The 16,823-nt window shown below is 66.0% G+C and carries 17 protein-coding genes; 8 read left to right on the forward strand and 9 right to left on the reverse strand.

All coding sequences use genetic code 11. From position 1 onward, the window contains the following. Positions 1-9 precede the first annotated feature (9 nt). The gene (locus FM101_RS04275) at positions 10-456 is read right to left on the reverse strand and encodes a hypothetical protein (RefSeq protein WP_086995967.1); all 447 of its coding nucleotides are present in this window, start codon (positions 454-456) and stop codon (positions 10-12) included. Then, positions 453-890: a hypothetical protein gene (locus FM101_RS04280; protein WP_143269206.1), complete on the reverse strand. Its 438-nt coding sequence runs from the start codon at positions 888-890 to the stop codon at positions 453-455. Before FM101_RS04280 ends, FM101_RS04275 begins: the two co-directional genes overlap by 4 nt. 122 nt (positions 891-1,012) lie before the next feature. Between FM101_RS04280 and FM101_RS04285 the strand changes: the two genes are divergently transcribed. Next, positions 1,013-2,638, forward strand: a complete 1,626-nt coding sequence (locus FM101_RS04285; protein ID WP_086995972.1) for a sialidase family protein — start codon at positions 1,013-1,015, stop codon at positions 2,636-2,638. A 120-nt stretch (positions 2,639-2,758) separates the two neighbouring features. Next, positions 2,759-3,655, forward strand: a complete 897-nt coding sequence (locus tag FM101_RS04290) for a hypothetical protein (protein WP_086995973.1) — start codon at positions 2,759-2,761, stop codon at positions 3,653-3,655. 22 nt (positions 3,656-3,677) lie between these two features. Here the strand turns inward: FM101_RS04290 and FM101_RS04295 are convergent, their stop codons facing one another. From FM101_RS04295 to FM101_RS04310, 4 genes are read right to left on the reverse strand one after another with little or no spacing between them, the layout of a single operon-like run. After that, on the reverse strand, positions 3,678-4,598 hold the full coding sequence (locus tag FM101_RS04295) for a macrolide 2'-phosphotransferase (RefSeq protein ID WP_086995976.1): 921 nt from the start codon (positions 4,596-4,598) through the stop codon (positions 3,678-3,680). A 13-nt stretch (positions 4,599-4,611) separates the two neighbouring features. Continuing rightward, positions 4,612-5,250 carry a LutC/YkgG family protein gene (locus FM101_RS04300; protein ID WP_179204226.1) on the reverse strand — a complete coding sequence of 213 codons (639 nt, stop codon included), beginning with the start codon at positions 5,248-5,250 and terminating at the stop codon, positions 4,612-4,614. After that, on the reverse strand, positions 5,250-6,761 hold the full coding sequence (locus FM101_RS04305) for a LutB/LldF family L-lactate oxidation iron-sulfur protein (protein ID WP_086995980.1): 1,512 nt from the start codon (positions 6,759-6,761) through the stop codon (positions 5,250-5,252). The genes FM101_RS04300 and FM101_RS04305 overlap by 1 nt, the downstream gene beginning before the upstream one ends. Next, positions 6,758-7,558 carry a (Fe-S)-binding protein gene (locus tag FM101_RS04310; RefSeq protein ID WP_086995983.1) on the reverse strand — a complete coding sequence of 267 codons (801 nt, stop codon included), beginning with the start codon at positions 7,556-7,558 and terminating at the stop codon, positions 6,758-6,760. Before FM101_RS04310 ends, FM101_RS04305 begins: the two co-directional genes overlap by 4 nt. Before the next feature lie 125 nt (positions 7,559-7,683). On the opposite strand from FM101_RS04310, the gene FM101_RS04315 reads away from it, so the two are divergent. After that, complete coding sequence (locus FM101_RS04315; RefSeq protein WP_245806616.1) at positions 7,684-8,427, forward strand: FadR/GntR family transcriptional regulator; 744 nt, start codon at positions 7,684-7,686, stop codon at positions 8,425-8,427. A gap of 40 nt (positions 8,428-8,467) precedes the next feature. Here the strand turns inward: FM101_RS04315 and FM101_RS04320 are convergent, their stop codons facing one another. Both FM101_RS04320 and FM101_RS04325 read right to left on the reverse strand, forming a co-directional pair. Continuing rightward, a complete protein-coding gene (locus FM101_RS04320; protein ID WP_086995986.1) occupies positions 8,468-9,118 on the reverse strand; it encodes a response regulator in 651 nt (216 codons plus the stop codon). Continuing rightward, positions 9,115-10,263, reverse strand: coding sequence for a sensor histidine kinase (locus FM101_RS04325; protein WP_179204227.1), 1,149 nt, complete (start codon positions 10,261-10,263; stop codon positions 9,115-9,117). Before FM101_RS04325 ends, FM101_RS04320 begins: the two co-directional genes overlap by 4 nt. 164 nt (positions 10,264-10,427) lie before the next feature. Between FM101_RS04325 and FM101_RS04330 the strand changes: the two genes are divergently transcribed. Both FM101_RS04330 and FM101_RS04335 read left to right on the forward strand, forming a co-directional pair. Beyond that, positions 10,428-10,901: a DUF6326 family protein gene (locus FM101_RS04330; protein WP_086995992.1), complete on the forward strand. Its 474-nt coding sequence runs from the start codon at positions 10,428-10,430 to the stop codon at positions 10,899-10,901. A 119-nt stretch (positions 10,902-11,020) separates the two neighbouring features. Then, complete coding sequence (locus tag FM101_RS04335; RefSeq protein WP_086995995.1) at positions 11,021-12,283, forward strand: M20 metallopeptidase family protein; 1,263 nt, start codon at positions 11,021-11,023, stop codon at positions 12,281-12,283. Here FM101_RS04335 and FM101_RS04340 read toward each other — a convergent pair whose 3' ends face one another. Beyond that, positions 12,284-12,736: a hypothetical protein gene (locus tag FM101_RS04340; protein ID WP_086995997.1), complete on the reverse strand. Its 453-nt coding sequence runs from the start codon at positions 12,734-12,736 to the stop codon at positions 12,284-12,286. It lies immediately after the preceding gene. 385 nt (positions 12,737-13,121) lie between these two features. Between FM101_RS04340 and FM101_RS04345 the strand changes: the two genes are divergently transcribed. The 3 genes from FM101_RS04345 to FM101_RS04355 all read left to right on the forward strand — a co-directional run bounded on the left by FM101_RS04345 (position 13,122) and on the right by FM101_RS04355 (position 16,818). Beyond that, positions 13,122-14,759, forward strand: coding sequence for a peptide ABC transporter substrate-binding protein (locus FM101_RS04345; protein ID WP_086996000.1), 1,638 nt, complete (start codon positions 13,122-13,124; stop codon positions 14,757-14,759). 147 nt (positions 14,760-14,906) lie between these two features. After that, complete coding sequence (locus FM101_RS04350; RefSeq protein WP_086996003.1) at positions 14,907-15,833, forward strand: ABC transporter permease; 927 nt, start codon at positions 14,907-14,909, stop codon at positions 15,831-15,833. Next, positions 15,826-16,818 (forward strand): ABC transporter permease, encoded by a 993-nt coding sequence (locus FM101_RS04355; protein WP_086996006.1) that lies wholly within the window; start codon positions 15,826-15,828, stop codon positions 16,816-16,818. The genes FM101_RS04350 and FM101_RS04355 overlap by 8 nt, the downstream gene beginning before the upstream one ends. Positions 16,819-16,823: the final 5 nt, after the last annotated feature.

Here is a 16,823-nt window from a genome sequence, read left to right on the forward strand (position 1 = left end):
CCAGCAAGCCTACGGCTCGCAGAACATATTCTCCGGGGCGAGGATGGTCCGCAGGACGTCACCACTTTCGGGGTCGACGAAGACCACGGAATCCTGTGGCCATGCTGGATCCTGTTCCACCCGGTCCGGGGCCGCGGAGGCAGGTGCCGAAGCCCGGGGTGCGTTGCTGGCGTGCCCTGTGTGAAGGACCGTCCCACTATTGGTCTCGATGATCCTGACATCGTCGGGCAGTCCGTCGTAGAAATCGGGCCCGCGCTCCGCCTCGGCCCATCGGGCGGCGGCCTCGGGGCAATCGGCCGAGGTCGTCCCGACGAGAGAAGGAATGGGAAACAGGGTTTCCTCTGCTGCCGAGCTCTGCTCGCTCGACGGGGCTTGCCCCGCACTGCAGCCGGCCAGGAGAGCGCCGACAGCAAAAAGCGGAATGATGGTGGTGAGAGGGAAGCCCCTTCTCGTCACGGGGCGCACTTCAGCTCATCGGGAACATCGATGGCCTTCACGACGTCACCGCTGGCGGGATCGACGAAGACCACGGAATCCTTCGGCCATTCGGGGTTCGGCTCCACCCGGTCGGGGTACTCGGCTGCGGGGGAAGAAGCGTCGGGATCGTCGGCGGCGTCCGAAGCGAGCATGCTGTTTTGAAGGATGGTCCCGCTGGTGGTCTCAACGACCCGCACGCCCTGGTCCACCCCGTCGTAGAATTCCTGCGGGAGATCCCCGGCAATAAATCTCTCCTGCAACGCGGAACAGTCGTCCGAAGCCACGGCCGAAGAGGATGCGGCGGCGGACTCCGGCGGCGCTGAGTCATCAGGCGCCGTTGCCCCCGCGCCGCAGCCGGTCAGCAAGGCGCCGACCGCGATCAGCGGCAAGATCGTTCCGGTCTTCAGTGACATGCGTCCCCCGATGTTGTGGTTTTGCCCACCGTATCGCAGGGGGGAAGCCAGCAAAAACCCTCAGCTGTTCCGGGGGCAGGTCATCATTGGCCGTTGTGCCTCACACCGTGTAGTTCTGGGGTGTGCTTCCACCGAATCCCGGCGCCGACCCGTCCGCCACATCCACCACCGAATCCACCGAACAGGTCCTGGCGACCCGAGGTCACGGCGGCTACCGGCAGTACCGGATCCCCGCGCTCGCCGTGAGCACCAGGGGAACGGTGCTGGCCGCCTATGACGGGCGACCCAATCTCGACGACCTGCCCAACACCATCGACCTGCTCCTGCGCCGTAGCTTTGACCACGGCAAGACGTGGGGTCCACAACAGCTGATCCGTACCGGGGAAGGCCTGGCAGGGTACGGGGACCCCAGCTTGCTCGTGGACCGGCAGACGGGACGCATCTTCTGCTTCCATGCGGCAGGAACCCATGCCGGGTTCTTCGAAGCCGTCGAAGGGCTCGAACCCGTTGACCAGGTCCAGCAGGTGGATCTGTCCACCTCGGATGATGACGGTGCCACCTGGTCCCACCGGCGACTGACCGGCGAGCTCAAACGCGAGGGGATCACCGGGATCTTCGCCGCCGCCGGGAACGGGATCCAGCTCGACGCCGGCCCGTATGCCGGCCGACTCGTCCAGCAGATGGTCTTGCTGTTCCAGGGGGCAATCCGTGCGGCCAGCGCCTACTCCGACGACCACGGAGACACGTGGACCCTCGGCGAACCCGCCCCGGGGGAAGCGAACGAAAACAAGACAGTCTGCCTGCCCGACGGCACCGTGCTGCTGAACTCGAGGGCGCCGGGGGCCCGCAGGGGAGCCATCTCATACGACGGCGGCCACAGCTACACGCCGCTGGAAACGATCCCCACACTCCCCGATCCCGGGGACAACGGATCCATCCTGCGCCTACGCACCACCGATGAGGGCGAAGCCGTCCTGCTGGTGACCAATAATCGGGACAGCTCACTGCGCCGGCAGACCGTGCTGAGTGTCTCCTACGACGCCGGGTCCAGCTGGTCGCCGGTGCGCACCCTCTGCGCCGGAAGTTCGGCCTATTCCACGGCCGCCGTGCTGGGCGACGGCTCAGTGGGGGTCTTCTACGAACGCTCCGGCTACACCGAACTGGTGTTCACCCGCATCGACGCCGACCAGTTGAGTGATGAGGCGCTCGCCGCCGCCGCAGCCAGCTTCGCCGAGGACGACGGCGGAGCGCTGACCCTGGTGCTGCGTTCCCTCACCCCCGGGCGGCCCACCGAATGGGTCACGGTCGGGGACTCGCATTCGATCCCTGCCGTGGCGGGGCCGTGGGGTGTGCACACCTGGAAGGAAATCGGGCACGGCTATGCGGAGGAGGGGCAGATCCTGGGGACCCGCGAGGCCCAGGTCGCCAACTACGGGCCGCCGGCTCCCGGGGTCAAAGCAGGGGACATCCTGGCCTTCACCGGGCGGTTCAGGAACACCTGGGACGAAACGGTGACCGCCGAACTCTCCGGGACCTTCGATGGGGAGGTGGCCGCTGCCTTCCCCCCGGTTGAACTGGAGCCGGGCGCCGAGACGCTGTACTTCACCCCGACCCAGACGGTGAGCGCAGCAGATCTGGCAGCCGGAGCCGTCGTCGTGCACTGTGCGGTCACCGCCGGAGGGAAGTACTTCGAGCAGACCTTCACCCTGGACACGAAGACCGGAATCGGGGGAACCGGTGGGCAGTAACGGTCGGACGACAATATAGACAAGCCGAGTGGAAGTCTCTTCGAGTGCTGTAGCGTGGCCGGAAATGCCCGTCGCGCAGGCGCCGAGCCGGACCACTGGCACCGTGGGGGGAGGCATCTCATGATCGGTCGACACGCAGTGAGGCCAGGGATCGCGGTCTGCGCCGCGGCGACGCTCTTCGTGGGTGTCGGGCTGAGCGGCTGCACCTCATCGGCCGAATCGTCGGCTGCCACCTCCACGGCAGCGTCGAACCAGCAGGGGCTGGAATACGAAGCCGACCTCGGAACCATGTATGCCGGCGTCCCGGTCCTGTTCAACCCGGCGGAACTCAGCGGCGGGGCGGCAGTGGACGATCATGAACGACTGGAGTTCGACGCCGGGCAGGAGATGCCGAAGGGACTGGAGATCGCCACCCCCGGCGTGGCCGAGCTGCCGCGGCTCTGCGAGGGAGCAGAGCCTTGCCGGGACGGCGAAGCACCGAAGTTCGCCCCGGAGGAGGCGGTCGTGGCCATGGCCTCCGAAGGGTATGACGGGGCGCCCTTCACGCTCACCGGGCAGGCGATCGACGCCGATGGCCACACTTCCGACGTCAGCATGGTCATCACGCCCGCATCCGTCGAAAAAGCGCCAGGGTCTACGGCGTTACCCGGGGTCAATAGCATCACCGCGGAATCGGGGGACAGCAAGCTGACCATCGACTTCTCCGAGGCGATGATGGTCAACCATGCGGGAGGCAAAAGCTACGTCACCGGCACCTACCAGGCCGAGTTCCCGGCGATGGCCGTTCCCCCCGATGGCGTCCTGGACAGCACCCACGCCGGCGACTTCACGGCCGATGAGATCTTCAGCCATGTCGTCGACCAGAAGAAACCGCAGCTCTCCGGCGAACGGGGCGTTCTGGCGGTCCTCATCGACGATACCGCCGGCGGGGTGACCTACTCCCTGCCCGCCGGAGCCGTCCTGTCGTTCCCCTACGCAGACGTTGTGGATTCGCTGCCCCACACCACGGGTCACTAGGCGCCGACACCCTCCCCGGCGGTTAGTGGTCAGAGGTCTCCGGGTTGAGCATGCTCGCGGCGGCGGCCCGGTGTTCCTCCAGTCCGGTGGCCAGTGCGTAGAGCGCATGACTCAGCGGGCTGGCCGCCAACAACGAGGCGCAGCGTTCGGCCAGCCGGGGCTCCTCCCGCCCGGTGAGCTCGGTATAGCGGGCCACGGTCCGTTCGAAGATCTCGGCGCTGGAGATCATGCAATGAAACGCGAAATCGACCACCGGATCGCTGACCCGCGCCGTGGTCCAATCCAGCACCGAAACGATGTCTTCATGCTCATCGAGCAGCAGATGCGCCGGGTAGAGCTCCCCATGGGTGAACACGGTGGACTGCGGCCATAAACCGTCATCGGCCAACCAGGCCTCCCATCCGCCGATCAGGTCGTCGGAGACCACGAACTCGGCACGTACCCGTTCCAGATCGGCGCGCCACCGGGCCCTGACCTGCTCGGGGTCCTCATGCGGAACGCCCGCAGCGTGGGCCTGATCCGTATCCAGGGTGTGTAGTTCGGCGAGCAGCCGGGCCAGCGAATCGGCATAGGCCTCCGATTCGGTGTCGACGTTCCACAGCGGCTCACCGGCGTCGTCCAGGGTCAGGCCAGGGAAACCGGGCAATAACGGATAGGCGATGAGCTCCTCGGTGCTGATCCGCCAGTCGGGGACGGCGACCGACAGCCGGGGTCGCACGAACTCCAGGATCGCCCGTTCCTCGCCGAGGTTGGCGGAGACGTCCTCGCGGCGCGGGATCCGCAGCACCCACTGTTGGGATGCTTCGGAGTCCTCGTGGCCGAACGCGACCCGGTAGTCGAGCCCCGATTCGTTGAACGTGATGCCCTCTTCGGCCAGGGCCAGATCGTGGCGGGAGGCCAGGGCGCGGACATCTTCGAGGGTTTCCGGCAGGTCGGTGCTCATGGACGGTATTGTCTCAGAGGTCGGTGACGATGACGACGTCCAGACGCCGCGGCCCGTGGACCCCTTCCACCCGTTCGAGCTCGATATCGCTGGTGGCGCTGGGGCCGGAGATCCAGGTCAGCGGCCGGGTGATCTCGATCCGTGACATGGCCTCGGGCAGGATCTGGACGATGGACGACGCCGGGACGATGCACACATGCTGATCGGGCACCAGGCTGATGGCCCGCCGGCCCTGGTCGCCGGAGCCGTCCAGGACGATCGTGGCCGATTCGGCGACGGACACCGTCGAGGAGGTGACCACGGAGGAGAGCGCATCGAGTTCGGGCACGGACAACCGGTGGCCGGGGGCGTCGGTGACCCGCCGGTCGTCGGCCCGCAACCCATCGACGTCGAACCAGGACTCGGGCAACCCCGGGGGGACCACGTAGCCGGTGGCCTCCTCCAGGAGTGTCTCGAGGGTCCCCGGGAGCCCGGCGGAGGACACGACGTCGACGTGGGCTTGATAGTCCTCGAGTCGTTCGACCAGCATCGCCTCGATGGCCTGCCCCGACAGATCGGCGGACCGGCGGTAGGTACGCGGGACCTCGGGGATGGCGGGCTCATCGGCCAGGGCCGAGATGATGCGTTCCAGGATTTCTTCGCGGGCGCCCATTATTTGCCGTCCTTGCCGGTGCCGGTGTCCCCGGCGTCGTGTTCGGAGGCCCACCAGTCCCGGAAGGACTTCTTCGGCGGTGCCGGGATATCACGGGAGGCGGTCCACCCGCCGGCCAGACGTCCGGGAAGGCGTTTGATCTTGTGATCCCGTCCGGCAGCCAACCGGCCCAAGGGCAGGGCCTTTTCCACCAGGTTCAGGTGCCGACCGGAGGAGAACGCCCACTGGGCACCCTTCATCATCAGGTCCATTTCCGAGGGCAGCCGGGGCTTTCCACGCCGGGAATCGACGTCCTCGCCGCGCAGGTGCACCAGGATTTCGGGGATGTTGATCTTCACCGGGCAGGCGTCGAAGCAGGCCCCGCACAGGCTGGAAGCGTAGGGCAGCGAATTATTTTCCTCCGCCTTGATGCCGGTCATCAGCGGGGAGAGGATCGCCCCGATCGGCCCCGGGTAGGTTGAACCGTAGGCGTGGCCGCCGGTGCGCTCGTAGACCGGGCAGACGTTCATGCAGGCCGAACAACGGATGCAGTGCAGCGCCGAGCGTCCGTACCGGTCCGATAGGGCTGCGGTGCGCCCGTTGTCGAGCATGACCAGATGCACGTTTTGCGGCCCGTCGTCTGCGTGGACGCCGGTCCAGAAGGAGGTGTACGGATTCATCCGTTCCCCGGTGGAGGAGCGGGGGAGCAGCTGCATGAAGACTTCGAGGTCCTCGGCGCGGGGGAGCAACTTCTCGATGCCCATCACGGTGATCAGTGTGTGTGGCAGCGTCAGGCACATCCGCCCATTGCCTTCGGATTCGACGACGCCGAGCGTTCCGGTATCGGCCACGGCGAAGTTGGCGCCGGAGATGGCGACCTTGGCCGAGAGGAACTTGCGCCGCAGATGGGCCCGGGCGGCCATCGCCAGCTGGCGCGGATCATCGGTGAGGTCCGGGTCGACGTCGGGCATTTCGCGCAGGAAGATCTCACGGACCTCCGAGCGGTTCTTATGGATGGCCGGGACCAGGATATGGCTGGGCTTATCGTGGCCGAGCTGGACGATCAGTTCGGCCAGATCGGTTTCGAAGGCCTCGATTCCCTCGGCCGCGAGGTGGTCGTTGAGCCCGATCTCCTCGGTGGCCATCGACTTGACCTTCACGACTTCCCGGGTGTCCTGCTCGCTGACCAGGGAGGCGACGATCCGGTTGGCCTCGTCGGCGTCACGGGCCCAGTGGATGATCCCACCGCGGGCCGTGAAGTTCTCCTCGAACTGGGCCAGCAGGGCCGGCAGATCGGCCATGGCCGCTTCCTTGGCCGCCGACCCGGCAGAACGAAGATCCTCCCAGTCGGGTAGTTCCCCGACGACCTTCAGCCGTTTATCGCGGATGGAGTGGGTGGCATGGCGCAGGTTGGTGCGCATTTGCCCGTTGGCCAGCTCGTGCTCGGCCGCATCGGGGAAGGACTCGGTGGCATGCAGGTTCCCGATCCCGTAGGCGGGCAGCGACGGCATGCCGACGAAGACGGCGCTCATCGGGCCACCTGCGCCTTCGTGTGGTGCCCGGTTCCGGCGTCGTAGGGGTGCTCCCGGGTACTGGCGAGGATTTCGGCGAAGTGCAGGGTGCCGGCGGCGGCGCCGGAGCGGGAGAGCCCGCCACCGATATGCAGCAGGCAGGAGGCGTCGCCCCCGGTACAGAGCGAGGCGCCGGTGGACATGATGTTGCCCGCCTTGTCGTCGAGCATGGCCGAGGAGACCTCGGCGTTCTTCATCGAGAAGGTCCCGCCGAAACCGCAGCACTGGTCGGCCTCGGGCAGATCGGCCACCGTGATGCCCTCGACGGTGCGCAGGAGGGACAGCTGGCGGTCCTCAAGACGCAGCAGCCGCATCCCGTGGCAGGAGGGGTGGTAGGTCACCGAGGTGGGAAACCAGCTGCCGAGTTCTGCCGCGGCATCGGTGATGCCCAGGACGTCGGTGAGCAGCTGGGAGAGCTCATAGGTGCGCGCCCCCACCGACTCGGCCCGGCTCTTGAGCCCGGCATCGCCGGCACGCTCGGCGATCATCGGGTGCTGGTGCTTCACCGAGGCGACGCAGGAGGCCGAAGGGGCCACGGCAACGTCGTAGTCGGCTCTGTCGAAGGCCTCGACGTGGTTGGCGATCACCGGCACCGCTTCGGCGAAGTAGCCGGAGTTGATATGCATTTGGCCGCAGCAGGCCTGGCCTTTCGGGAACACGACCTCGTGCCCGAGGCGTTCCAGGATCGAGACGGTGGCCCGTGCGGTGCTCGGGTACATGCCATCGACGATGCAGGTGGCAAAGAGGGCGATTTTCATTCAGGGCCTTCCGGTGGCGTCGTCGGGCGAGCCATGGGCTATGTGGTCAGACCACTATAGGGGTGTGGCGGCCCATCGTCCAGCGTCCCACACCGTCGGTGGTCAGACCATGGAAGAATGACCGGGTGACCACCGAAAACCCTGCCGGGGTGCCGACGCCGAAGGCCTACCAGACAGTCCTGGACGCCATCGAGGACCAACTGCGCCATGGGCAGCTGAAGGTGGGGGACCAGCTGCCCGGCGAACGGTTGCTGGCCGAAACACACGGTATCTCCCGCGCCTCGGTCCGCGACGCCATCCGGATCCTCGACGTCATGGGCGTGGTGCGCACCTCGACCGGCTCCGGTCCAGGGGCCGGGGCCGTGGTGATCTCCGAACCGGCCACCGGGATCGCCACCGCCTTGCGCATGCACGTCGCATCGGCCCGGCTCAGTGTCGAGGAGATCGTCCAAACCCGCATCCTGTTGGAAACCTGGGCCGCGAACACGGCGAACCTGGATTCCGACCCCGAACGCTCCGAGCGCCTGCTGGGTGCGGCCCGGGGCCTGCTGGAGGCCATGGACGATCCGCAGCTGGACCGTGCCGGGTTCCATGCGATGGACGCCCGCTTCCACGTGCTGCTCTCCGGGCTGGCCGGTAATGCGGTGATCGAAGCCATGATGGAGTCCTTGCGGCTGTCCATTGGGGATTATGTGCGCGAATCGGTGCGTAGCGACGCCGCCTGGGAACCCATCGCCGAGGTCCTGCGGGCCCAGCACCATGCGATCATGGCGGCGGTATCCACCGGACAAGGGGCCGAAGCGGCCCGTTTGCTGCGCGAACATATCGAATGGTTCCACCAGGAATCAACCGACCTGCGCGGGGCGTGAGCGTGCCGCGTGGGAAGCCTCCTGGACGGTTGGTGGCGGTTCACTCCCTGCGCCCGGTCTCGTAGGCCCAGATGGCCAATTCGACTCGATTCCGGGCCTGAAGTTTGGCCATGAGGCCGCCGAGATGGAATTTCACGGTGCTCAGGCTGATATGCAGGTCCTGACCGATTTCCGCGTTGGTCCGTCCGCCCGCGACACCCAGGAGCACTGCTTCCTCACGGGTGGTGAGGGGATCGAGGGGCTCGGGAGGGCGGGCCGGGACGCGACGGGTGAAGTGGGCCAGGAGCCGGGCCGTCACCCCGGGATCGATGAGTGCCTCGCCCCGGACGGCGGCGCGGACCGCTTGGACGAGCTGTTCGGGTGAGGCGCCCTTGAGGAGGAACCCCCGCGCGCCAGCCTTCAGCGCCCCGTAGACATGTTCATCGGTGTCGAAGGTGGTGATCACGACGACGGCGAGCGGCCTCTTCACGCCGGGCCCGGCCAACAGGCGGGTTGCCTCGATGCCATCAAGGTTCGGCATCCGGATATCCAGCAGACAGACGTCGGGGCGTAACCGCAGAGCCATATCCACGGCCTCCCGCCCATCGGCAGCCTGGCCGATGACGTTCAGGCCGGGCTGGTTGTCCAGAATCGTGCTCAGCCCGGCCCGGATGATGCTTTGATCATCGGCAATGAGCACCCGCAGTGTCATGATGCGGCTCCCGGGCGGGGGAGAACTGCCGTGACCAGCCAGCCGTGTTCGGCCCCGGGCCCGGCATGGAAGGTCCCCCCGAGCAGCTGGACCCTCTCGGCCATGCCGATCACCCCATAGCCGGGGACACCACCGGTGGTGGCTGCTCCGTCGTCCACGACCCCGAGCCTCACCTCGGCGCTACAGGCCACGACGGTGACGTCGATCAGGGTGGCTCGTCGTGCATGCCTTTTCGCATTCGTGACCGCTTCCTGGGCCACGCGATAGAGGCCAGCCTGCACCCCCGCAGGCAGGTCCGTCAGATCGCCCCGCAATTGAACCTCGACCCGGGGAAGCCCGGGTCCACGGCAGGCCAGGTTCTGCAGATCGGCCAGCTGGCCCCCCGAGGCAGCCGGTGACCGGTCGCCGGTACCGCGCAGGCTGCCGACCATGGCCCGCATTTCCTGCAAGGTGGTGGCGGCTTCGCGCTCGATGATCTCCAGGGCCTCAAGGGCGCCGCTCGCCGATGCCGAACGAGCCAGGACCAGACCCGCTTGGGCTTGGATGGCCATCGCGGAGACGTGATGGGCGACCGTGTCGTGGAGATCCCTGGCCAGTTGCTCCCGCTCCTGGAGCCTGGTTTGTTCGATCAGTTGACCCCGCACCAGGACCCGATAGCGTCTGGCAGCCCCCACGGCGGCCGCCGACACCAGGACTGCTGCCCCACCGATCGCGTCCGCCGGCCCACTGAAGTCCGTCAGGATGCTGAGCAGAAGTTCGATCATGATCACCCCGGCGCCGAGGAGGACCTCCCGTCCGGCGGCCCACCGGAAGAGCGCATAGACCACAACGAGCACGGCGACCCCGCTCGAGAGAGCCACCGGGTCCGCACCGGAAACGACGGTGCCCAGATCCACGAGAACGAACATCCCGAATGCCAGAACGACGGCGGCCAGGCAGTGCGCTCGCCGGATCAGCACCGCCACGGTCACGGCCAGCCCCATCAGCATGATGAGCCACACGGGACCGGGCCCAACGATCGCCTCGAGGCCCGCCGCAACGGCCACGGCCGCGGCGAGGACGCCGTCATACCAGCGGATACCAGCCGACGCACCCCGAGCGGGCGGCTCGACCCACAGCGACCTGGCGACACTCCACATGTTCATCAGCATAGAAGAGCGGTGCCGGCAACGGAACGGCCGAAAGACCAGCCGGTACCCGGCCGAAGGGCCAGGTCGATTCAGGCCTGCGGGCCGGTGTGCTGCCGGGGATGCCCGGCCCACACTGGAGCCAAGAACCACTCCCCACCCTCGATGAAAGTGAAACCGTGATGCGTAGGAACCAAACGACAGGTCGGCAGGACTCCCGGATCGACGACAGGATCGTGCTCAGCGGACTGTGGACCAGCGTGCTCTTCATCTTCGCCTATGTCGACATCTTCGGATTCTGGCGGGCCGATATCCTCCGGGGCGCGCTCGACGGACGGGTCTCCGGTACCGCGGTGGCCATCAATCAGACCTTCCTGGCGTTGACGACTGTCTACATCCTGGTCCCCAGCCTCATGATTGTCGTCTCGCTCCTGGCTCGGGCCAGGGTGAACCGGGCCGCCAACATCGTCATCAGTTTGCTCTATATCGTCTCCATCGTGGTGACGGCCCTGGGCGAGAGATGGACGTACTACCTGGTGGGCAGCGCCGTCGAGCTGCTTCTTCTGCTGATGATCGGGCGTACCGCGTGGATCTGGCGGCAACGTTCCCACCCGGCGCTTCCGCTGGCCAGTTCCAGTGAAACCCCAGCGACCTGAGGCATCGAGGAGCTGCCCCGGCCGTGGCCTGGGTGCGCCGTCAATGAATCCGGGCCGGGTCTACGCTGGGGTGTGCCGGGGCGCTTTACAGCTCCGGCACCACATCTCGAGAGGACCCCATGGCACCCGCATCCTCAGCGGATCTCACGGCCGGCCTGTTGGCCGACGCCCGCGCACTTCACCCCGAGATCACCGACCTGCGGCACCGGCTGCACCGCGAGCCCGAAGTCGGGCTCGATCTTCCACGTACCCAACAGAAGGTCCTGGACTGGCTCGACGGGCTGGGCTTCGAGGTCTTGACGGGGACCCGCACCACCTCGGTGACCGCTGTGCTCCGGGGCGGCGGGCAGCAACCGACCAACGACACCGAAGGCGCCGGGCAGAGGCCCGCCGTACTCTTGCGCGGGGATATGGACGCCCTGCCCATCCACGAGGAGACCGGGCTGGACTACGCTTCGCAGATCGACGGGGCCATGCACGCCTGCGGTCATGACCTGCATACCTCCATGCTCGCCGGGGCCGCTTCCTTGCTGGCGGCCCGCCGCGATGAGCTTCCCGGGGACGTGGTGCTGATGTTCCAACCGGGGGAGGAGGGGTGCGACGGCGCATCGGTCATGATCGAGGAGGGGGTTCTGGAGGCTGCTGGTCGCCGAGTCGACGCCGCCTACGGACTCCATGTGACCAGCGCGTTGGCGCCGGGCGGAGTGCTGCTGACCCGTGAAGGGCCGATCATGAGCGCCGCAGACGGCCTCGTCGTGTCGGTACGCGGTGCCGGAGGGCACGGATCGGCCCCGCATCTGGCCCGGGACCCGATCACCGCTGCGGCAGAAATGATCACCGCGCTACAGGCCATGGTCACCCGCCAATTCGATATTTTCGATCCGGTGGTTCTCACCGTCGGCGTGGTTCGTGCCGGCACGGCCCGCAATGTCATCCCCGATCAGGCCTTTTTCGAGGCCACCATCCGATCGTATTCGGCGGAGGCCAATGATCGCCTGCGGACCGCGATTCCGCGGTTGCTGCAGGGGATCGCCGAGGCCCATGGTGTGGCAGTGGAGGTGGATTACCTCCCGGAATACCCGGTCACCGTGAACGACCCCGCCGAGACTGCTGCCGCGACGCAGGTCATCCGGGAGCTTTTCGGGCCGGAACGCCATGTGGAGATGCCCCACCCGTTGGGTGGTTCGGAGGATTTCTCCCGGGTCCTGGATCTGGTGCCCGGTTCCTTCGCGTTCCTGTCCGCCGTGCCCGAGGGCGTCGACCCGGCCACTGCCCCCTATAACCACTCCGCGCAGGCCGTTTTTGCCGACGACGTGCTCCCCGATGGAGCGGCGCTGTATGCGGCCCTGGCGATCAGACGGCTGGCCCGCGGCAAGGGCTGATCAGGGCCGGGCCTCGTGATGGCGTTTGCCGTGGGTCCGGCGTTCCTCCTTCATCCGGGCCTCGTGCAGATGCCTTTTGCCGCTGGCGAGTTCGTTGCGGGCCGCGGCTTCCTGCCGGCGAAATTCCGTGTAATAGCCGTCGTCGTAGTCCTCGATGATCTGGAACGTCCAGCGTCCCTCGATTACGTTGCGGCCCACCAGTTCCTCCTCCAGGCGCGTGGCCACGTCCTCATGACCGGCGGAGCGGAGCATCTCCACGGCCTCGCCGAGGGCAAGATCGGCGCCACCGGTCTTGCGGTGGAAGTTATAGAGGCTTCCGCGCGCGTCCTCGACCAGCTCCAACGCCTCGGAGAGCTTGCCCAGCGCCTCCACGGTCGCGGCATCGACTCCATCGGGGATCCGGTGTTCCGGTGCGGGGCGGTCGTGGTCCTCGGTCCTGTGGTCCTCGTCCATGAGGGCTCCCTTCTCCGGCGGGTGGATCGTCGGTGGGTTCGAGCCTACGGGTCACCGACGGCTCTGTCAGCGGTAGATGTCAGGAGGAGTGGCGGGCGAAGCTCAGATGGCTGGTTCCGGCCTGTCATCCCGCCCATCGAAGAGGGCACCCTGCACAGCGACCGGGAGCTGCCTCTGGGGGCTTCCGTGGGCGATATCGCCCGGGGTGGCAGGGTGTGCTGTGACACCCCGGCCGATGATTGGGGTCACATTCAGTGGGCTGAATGCTTTAGGCTACTTGTTAACAAGTGCTTCACAACACGATGAGGGCTTGAAAATACCGACAAGTAGCCGAAGCGGCGTCATGGGTAATCCACCCCGCCGTCCGGCATCACAAGGAGCAAGAATGCGTTATTCGCGCACTTCAAAAATCCTCGGCGTCGCAGCAGCAGTTGCGTTGAGCCTGAGCGCCTGCGGCGGCGGAGGCGACAACGCCGCCGATGGTGGAGGGGACACCAGCCGGGTCATCGTCGTTGATGGCGCAGAGCCACAGAACCCGTTGATTCCCACGAACACCAATGAGGTCGGCGGCGGAGCCGTCCTGGACCTCATCTTCGCCGGCCTGATCAGCTACGACGCTGATGGCAAGCCGCAGAACGAGATGGCCGAGTCGATCGATACCGACGACTCGCAGAACTACACCATCAAGCTCAAGGCCGACCAGAAGTTCACCAACGGTGATCCGGTCACCGCCAGCTCCTTCGTCGACGCCTGGAACTACGGTGCCGCAGCGAAGAACGCCCAGCTCAGCGGATACTTCTTCGAAAGCATCGAGGGCTACGACAAGGCCAGCGCCGAAGGCTCGAAGATCGATGAGATGTCCGGCCTGAAGGTCGTCGACGACACCACGTTCACCGTGAAGCTCAAGCAGCCCGAATCCGACTTCCCGCTGCGTCTGGGCTACAGCGCGTTCTATCCGATGCCGGAAGAGGCGCTGAAGGACCCGAAGAAGTACGGCGAGAACCCGGTCGGCAACGGCCCGTATAAGTTCGACGGCGAGGGCGCCTGGGAGCACGAAACCCAGATCAAGCTGGTCCCCAACGAGGACTACGATGGCCCGCAGAAGCCCAAGAACGGTGGCGTGACGTTCAAGATCTACCAGAACGACACCACCGCCTACCAGGACCTGATCTCCGACAACCTGGATGTCCTCAAGACCATCCCGACCTCGGATATCAAGAACTTCAAGAACGACTTGGGTGACCGCTCCATCGAGTCGCCGTACGCCGGTAACCAGACGATTGCCATCCCGTACTACTTGGACAACTGGAAGGGCGAGGCAGGCAAGCTGCGCCGTCAGGCCATCTCCATGGCCATCAACCGTGAAGAAATCACCGACGTGATCTTCAACGGCGGCCGCACCCCGGCGAAGGAATTCACCGCACCGGTGCTCGATGGCTACTCGGATTCGATCCCGGGCAGCGAGAACCTTGACTACGATCCCGAGAAGGCCAAGGAACTGTGGAAGAAGGCCGAGAAGATCGAGCCGTACGACACGTCGGAGAAGCTGACGATCGCGTACAACGCCGATAAGGGCGACCACAAGACCTGGGTCGAGGCCGTGGTGAACAACATCAAGAACAACCTCGACATCAAGGTCGCCGGCAAGCCGTACGCCACCTTCAAGGAGGTCCGCACGGATGCGACCGCGCAGAAGCTGACCGGTGCCATCCGCTCCGGCTGGCAGGCAGACTACCCGTCGCTGGCCAACTTCCTGGGCCCGATCTACACCACGGGTGCCGGTTCCAATGACGCCGTCTACGAGAATAAGAAGTTCGACGACGCCATCAGCAAGGGCCTGTCCGCCGATAACGTCGAGGACGGCTCCAAGGCGATGAACGAGGCCCAGGAGATGCTCCTGGAGGACCTCCCGGCCATCCCGCTGTGGTACCAGGTGGCCCAGGGCGGCTGGAGCGACAACGTGGACAACGTCGAGTTCGGCTGGAACGGCGTGCCGCTGTACTACGCCATCACCGGCAAGTAGGGGACAGAACACCCCTCAGTCACACGCGGGGCCCGCTTTCGTATCACGGGGGCGGGCCCCGCATTCCTGCCTCACCCAAAAGGTAAAAAGCATGTCAAACTCCCTACGCCCCGATCGGGCGTCTTCAGCACGAAAGGCCCACCGCTGATGGGCAGATTCCTCCTCCGCCGACTGTTGCAGCTGATCCCGGTCTTCCTGGGCGCGACGCTGCTGATCTACTTCCTCGTCTTCAGCCTCCCAGGGGACGCCACCGCCGCCATCTGCGGCGAAAAGGGCTGTACCCCCGCGGTCGAAGCTTCACTGCGTGAGCAGTACAACCTGGACCAGCCCTTCTGGATCCAGTACCTCCTCTACCTCAAGGGCATCTTCACCTTTGACCTGGGCACCAACTTCGCCGGCCAGCCGATCGCTGACATCCTGGCCCGTGTTTTCCCCACCACGGCGCGCCTGGCCCTCATGGCTTTGGCGTTCGAAGCCGTCTTTGGCATCACCATCGGGCTGTTCGCCGGCCTGAAAAAGGGCAAGTTCTTCGACTCGACCGTGTTGGTCTTCTCGCTGCTCGTCATCGCCGTGCCGATCTTCGTCCTGGGCTTCCTGATGCAGTTCGTGGTGGGTGTCAAACTTGAATGGGCCAATCCGACGGTCAGCGGTGACGCAGGGTTCACCGAATTGATCCTGCCCGCTCTCGTTTTGGGGTTGGTGTCCTTCGCCTACGTGTTGCGGCTGACCCGCACCGCGGTCATCGAGAACTCCAGCGCCGACTATGTGCGCACGGCTACCGCCAAGGGGCTGAGCCGCCGCCGCGTGGTGACGGTGCACGTGCTGCGCAACTCCATGATTCCGGTGGTGACGTTCCTGGGTGCCGACCTGGGCGCCCTGATGGGTGGAGCCATCGTCACCGAGGGAATCTTCAACGTCAACGGCGTGGGCAATACCTTGTACCGCGCCGTGCTGAACGGGGAGGCCCCCGTTGTCGTTTCGATCGTCACCGTACTGATTGTGGTCTTCGTCCTGGCCAACCTGCTGGTAGACCTGCTGTACGCGTGGCTGGACCCGAGGATCCGATATGCCTGAGAACACCGAAAACCGTCCCACCGTCCGCGGTGCCAAGATTTCCAAATACCCGATCGAACACTATGTGGCCGACCCGGACGAAACCCCGTTGCAGGCCACCGACAGTTCCGTCTCCGACGCAGCACCGGTCTCCCTCTGGCTCGAAGCGTGGCGGAACCTGCGCACCCAGCCACTGTTCATCATCAGCGCGATCCTGATCATCTCGGTGGTCTTCGTGGCGCTGTTCCCGGGGCTGTTCACCAACGAACAACCCAACGCGAACTGCCAACTGGCCAACTCCGACGGCGGCGCGGTTCCCGGGCATCCGCTGGGCTTCACCCAGCAGGGCTGCGATATTCTCGCCCGCGTGATGTATGGGACGCAGTCCTCGCTGACCATCGGCCTGTTCGCCACGATCGCCATCGTGATCTTCGGCGGGACCGTCGGAGCCATCTCCGGTTTCTTTGGCGGCTGGGTCGATGCCGTGCTGGCACGGTTGGGCGATATCTTCTTCGCACTGCCGCTGATCCTGGGCGCCATCGTCGTGGTGCAGATCCCGTTCTTCCAGGAGAACCGCAACGTCTGGACCATCGTGCTGATCCTCTCGGCCTTCGGCTGGCCGCAGATCGCCCGCATCACCCGGGCAGCGGTGATCGAGGTGCGCGAAGCGGACTTCGTCATCGCCGCCCGATCGCTGGGTGTGAGCCGAACCGGTGCACTGATCCGCCACGTCATCCCGAACTCGCTGGCACCGGTCATCGTGATCGCGACGATCACCCTGGGCATCTTCATCGTGGCCGAGTCCACGCTGTCGTATCTGGGTATCGGACTGCCCCCTGACGTGATGTCCTGGGGCAATGACATCTTCTCGGCCAAGAGCTCGCTGCGCTCCAACCCGATGGCCTTGTTCTGGCCGGCCCTGGCGTTGTCGCTGACGGTGCTGAGCTTCATCATGCTCGGTGACGCGCTGCAGGACGCCCTGGATCCGAAGGCGCGCAAACGATGAACGGT

The organism is Arthrobacter rhombi (assembly GCF_900163545.1).
Lineage (GTDB): Bacteria > Actinomycetota > Actinomycetes > Actinomycetales > Micrococcaceae > Arthrobacter_H > Arthrobacter_H rhombi_A.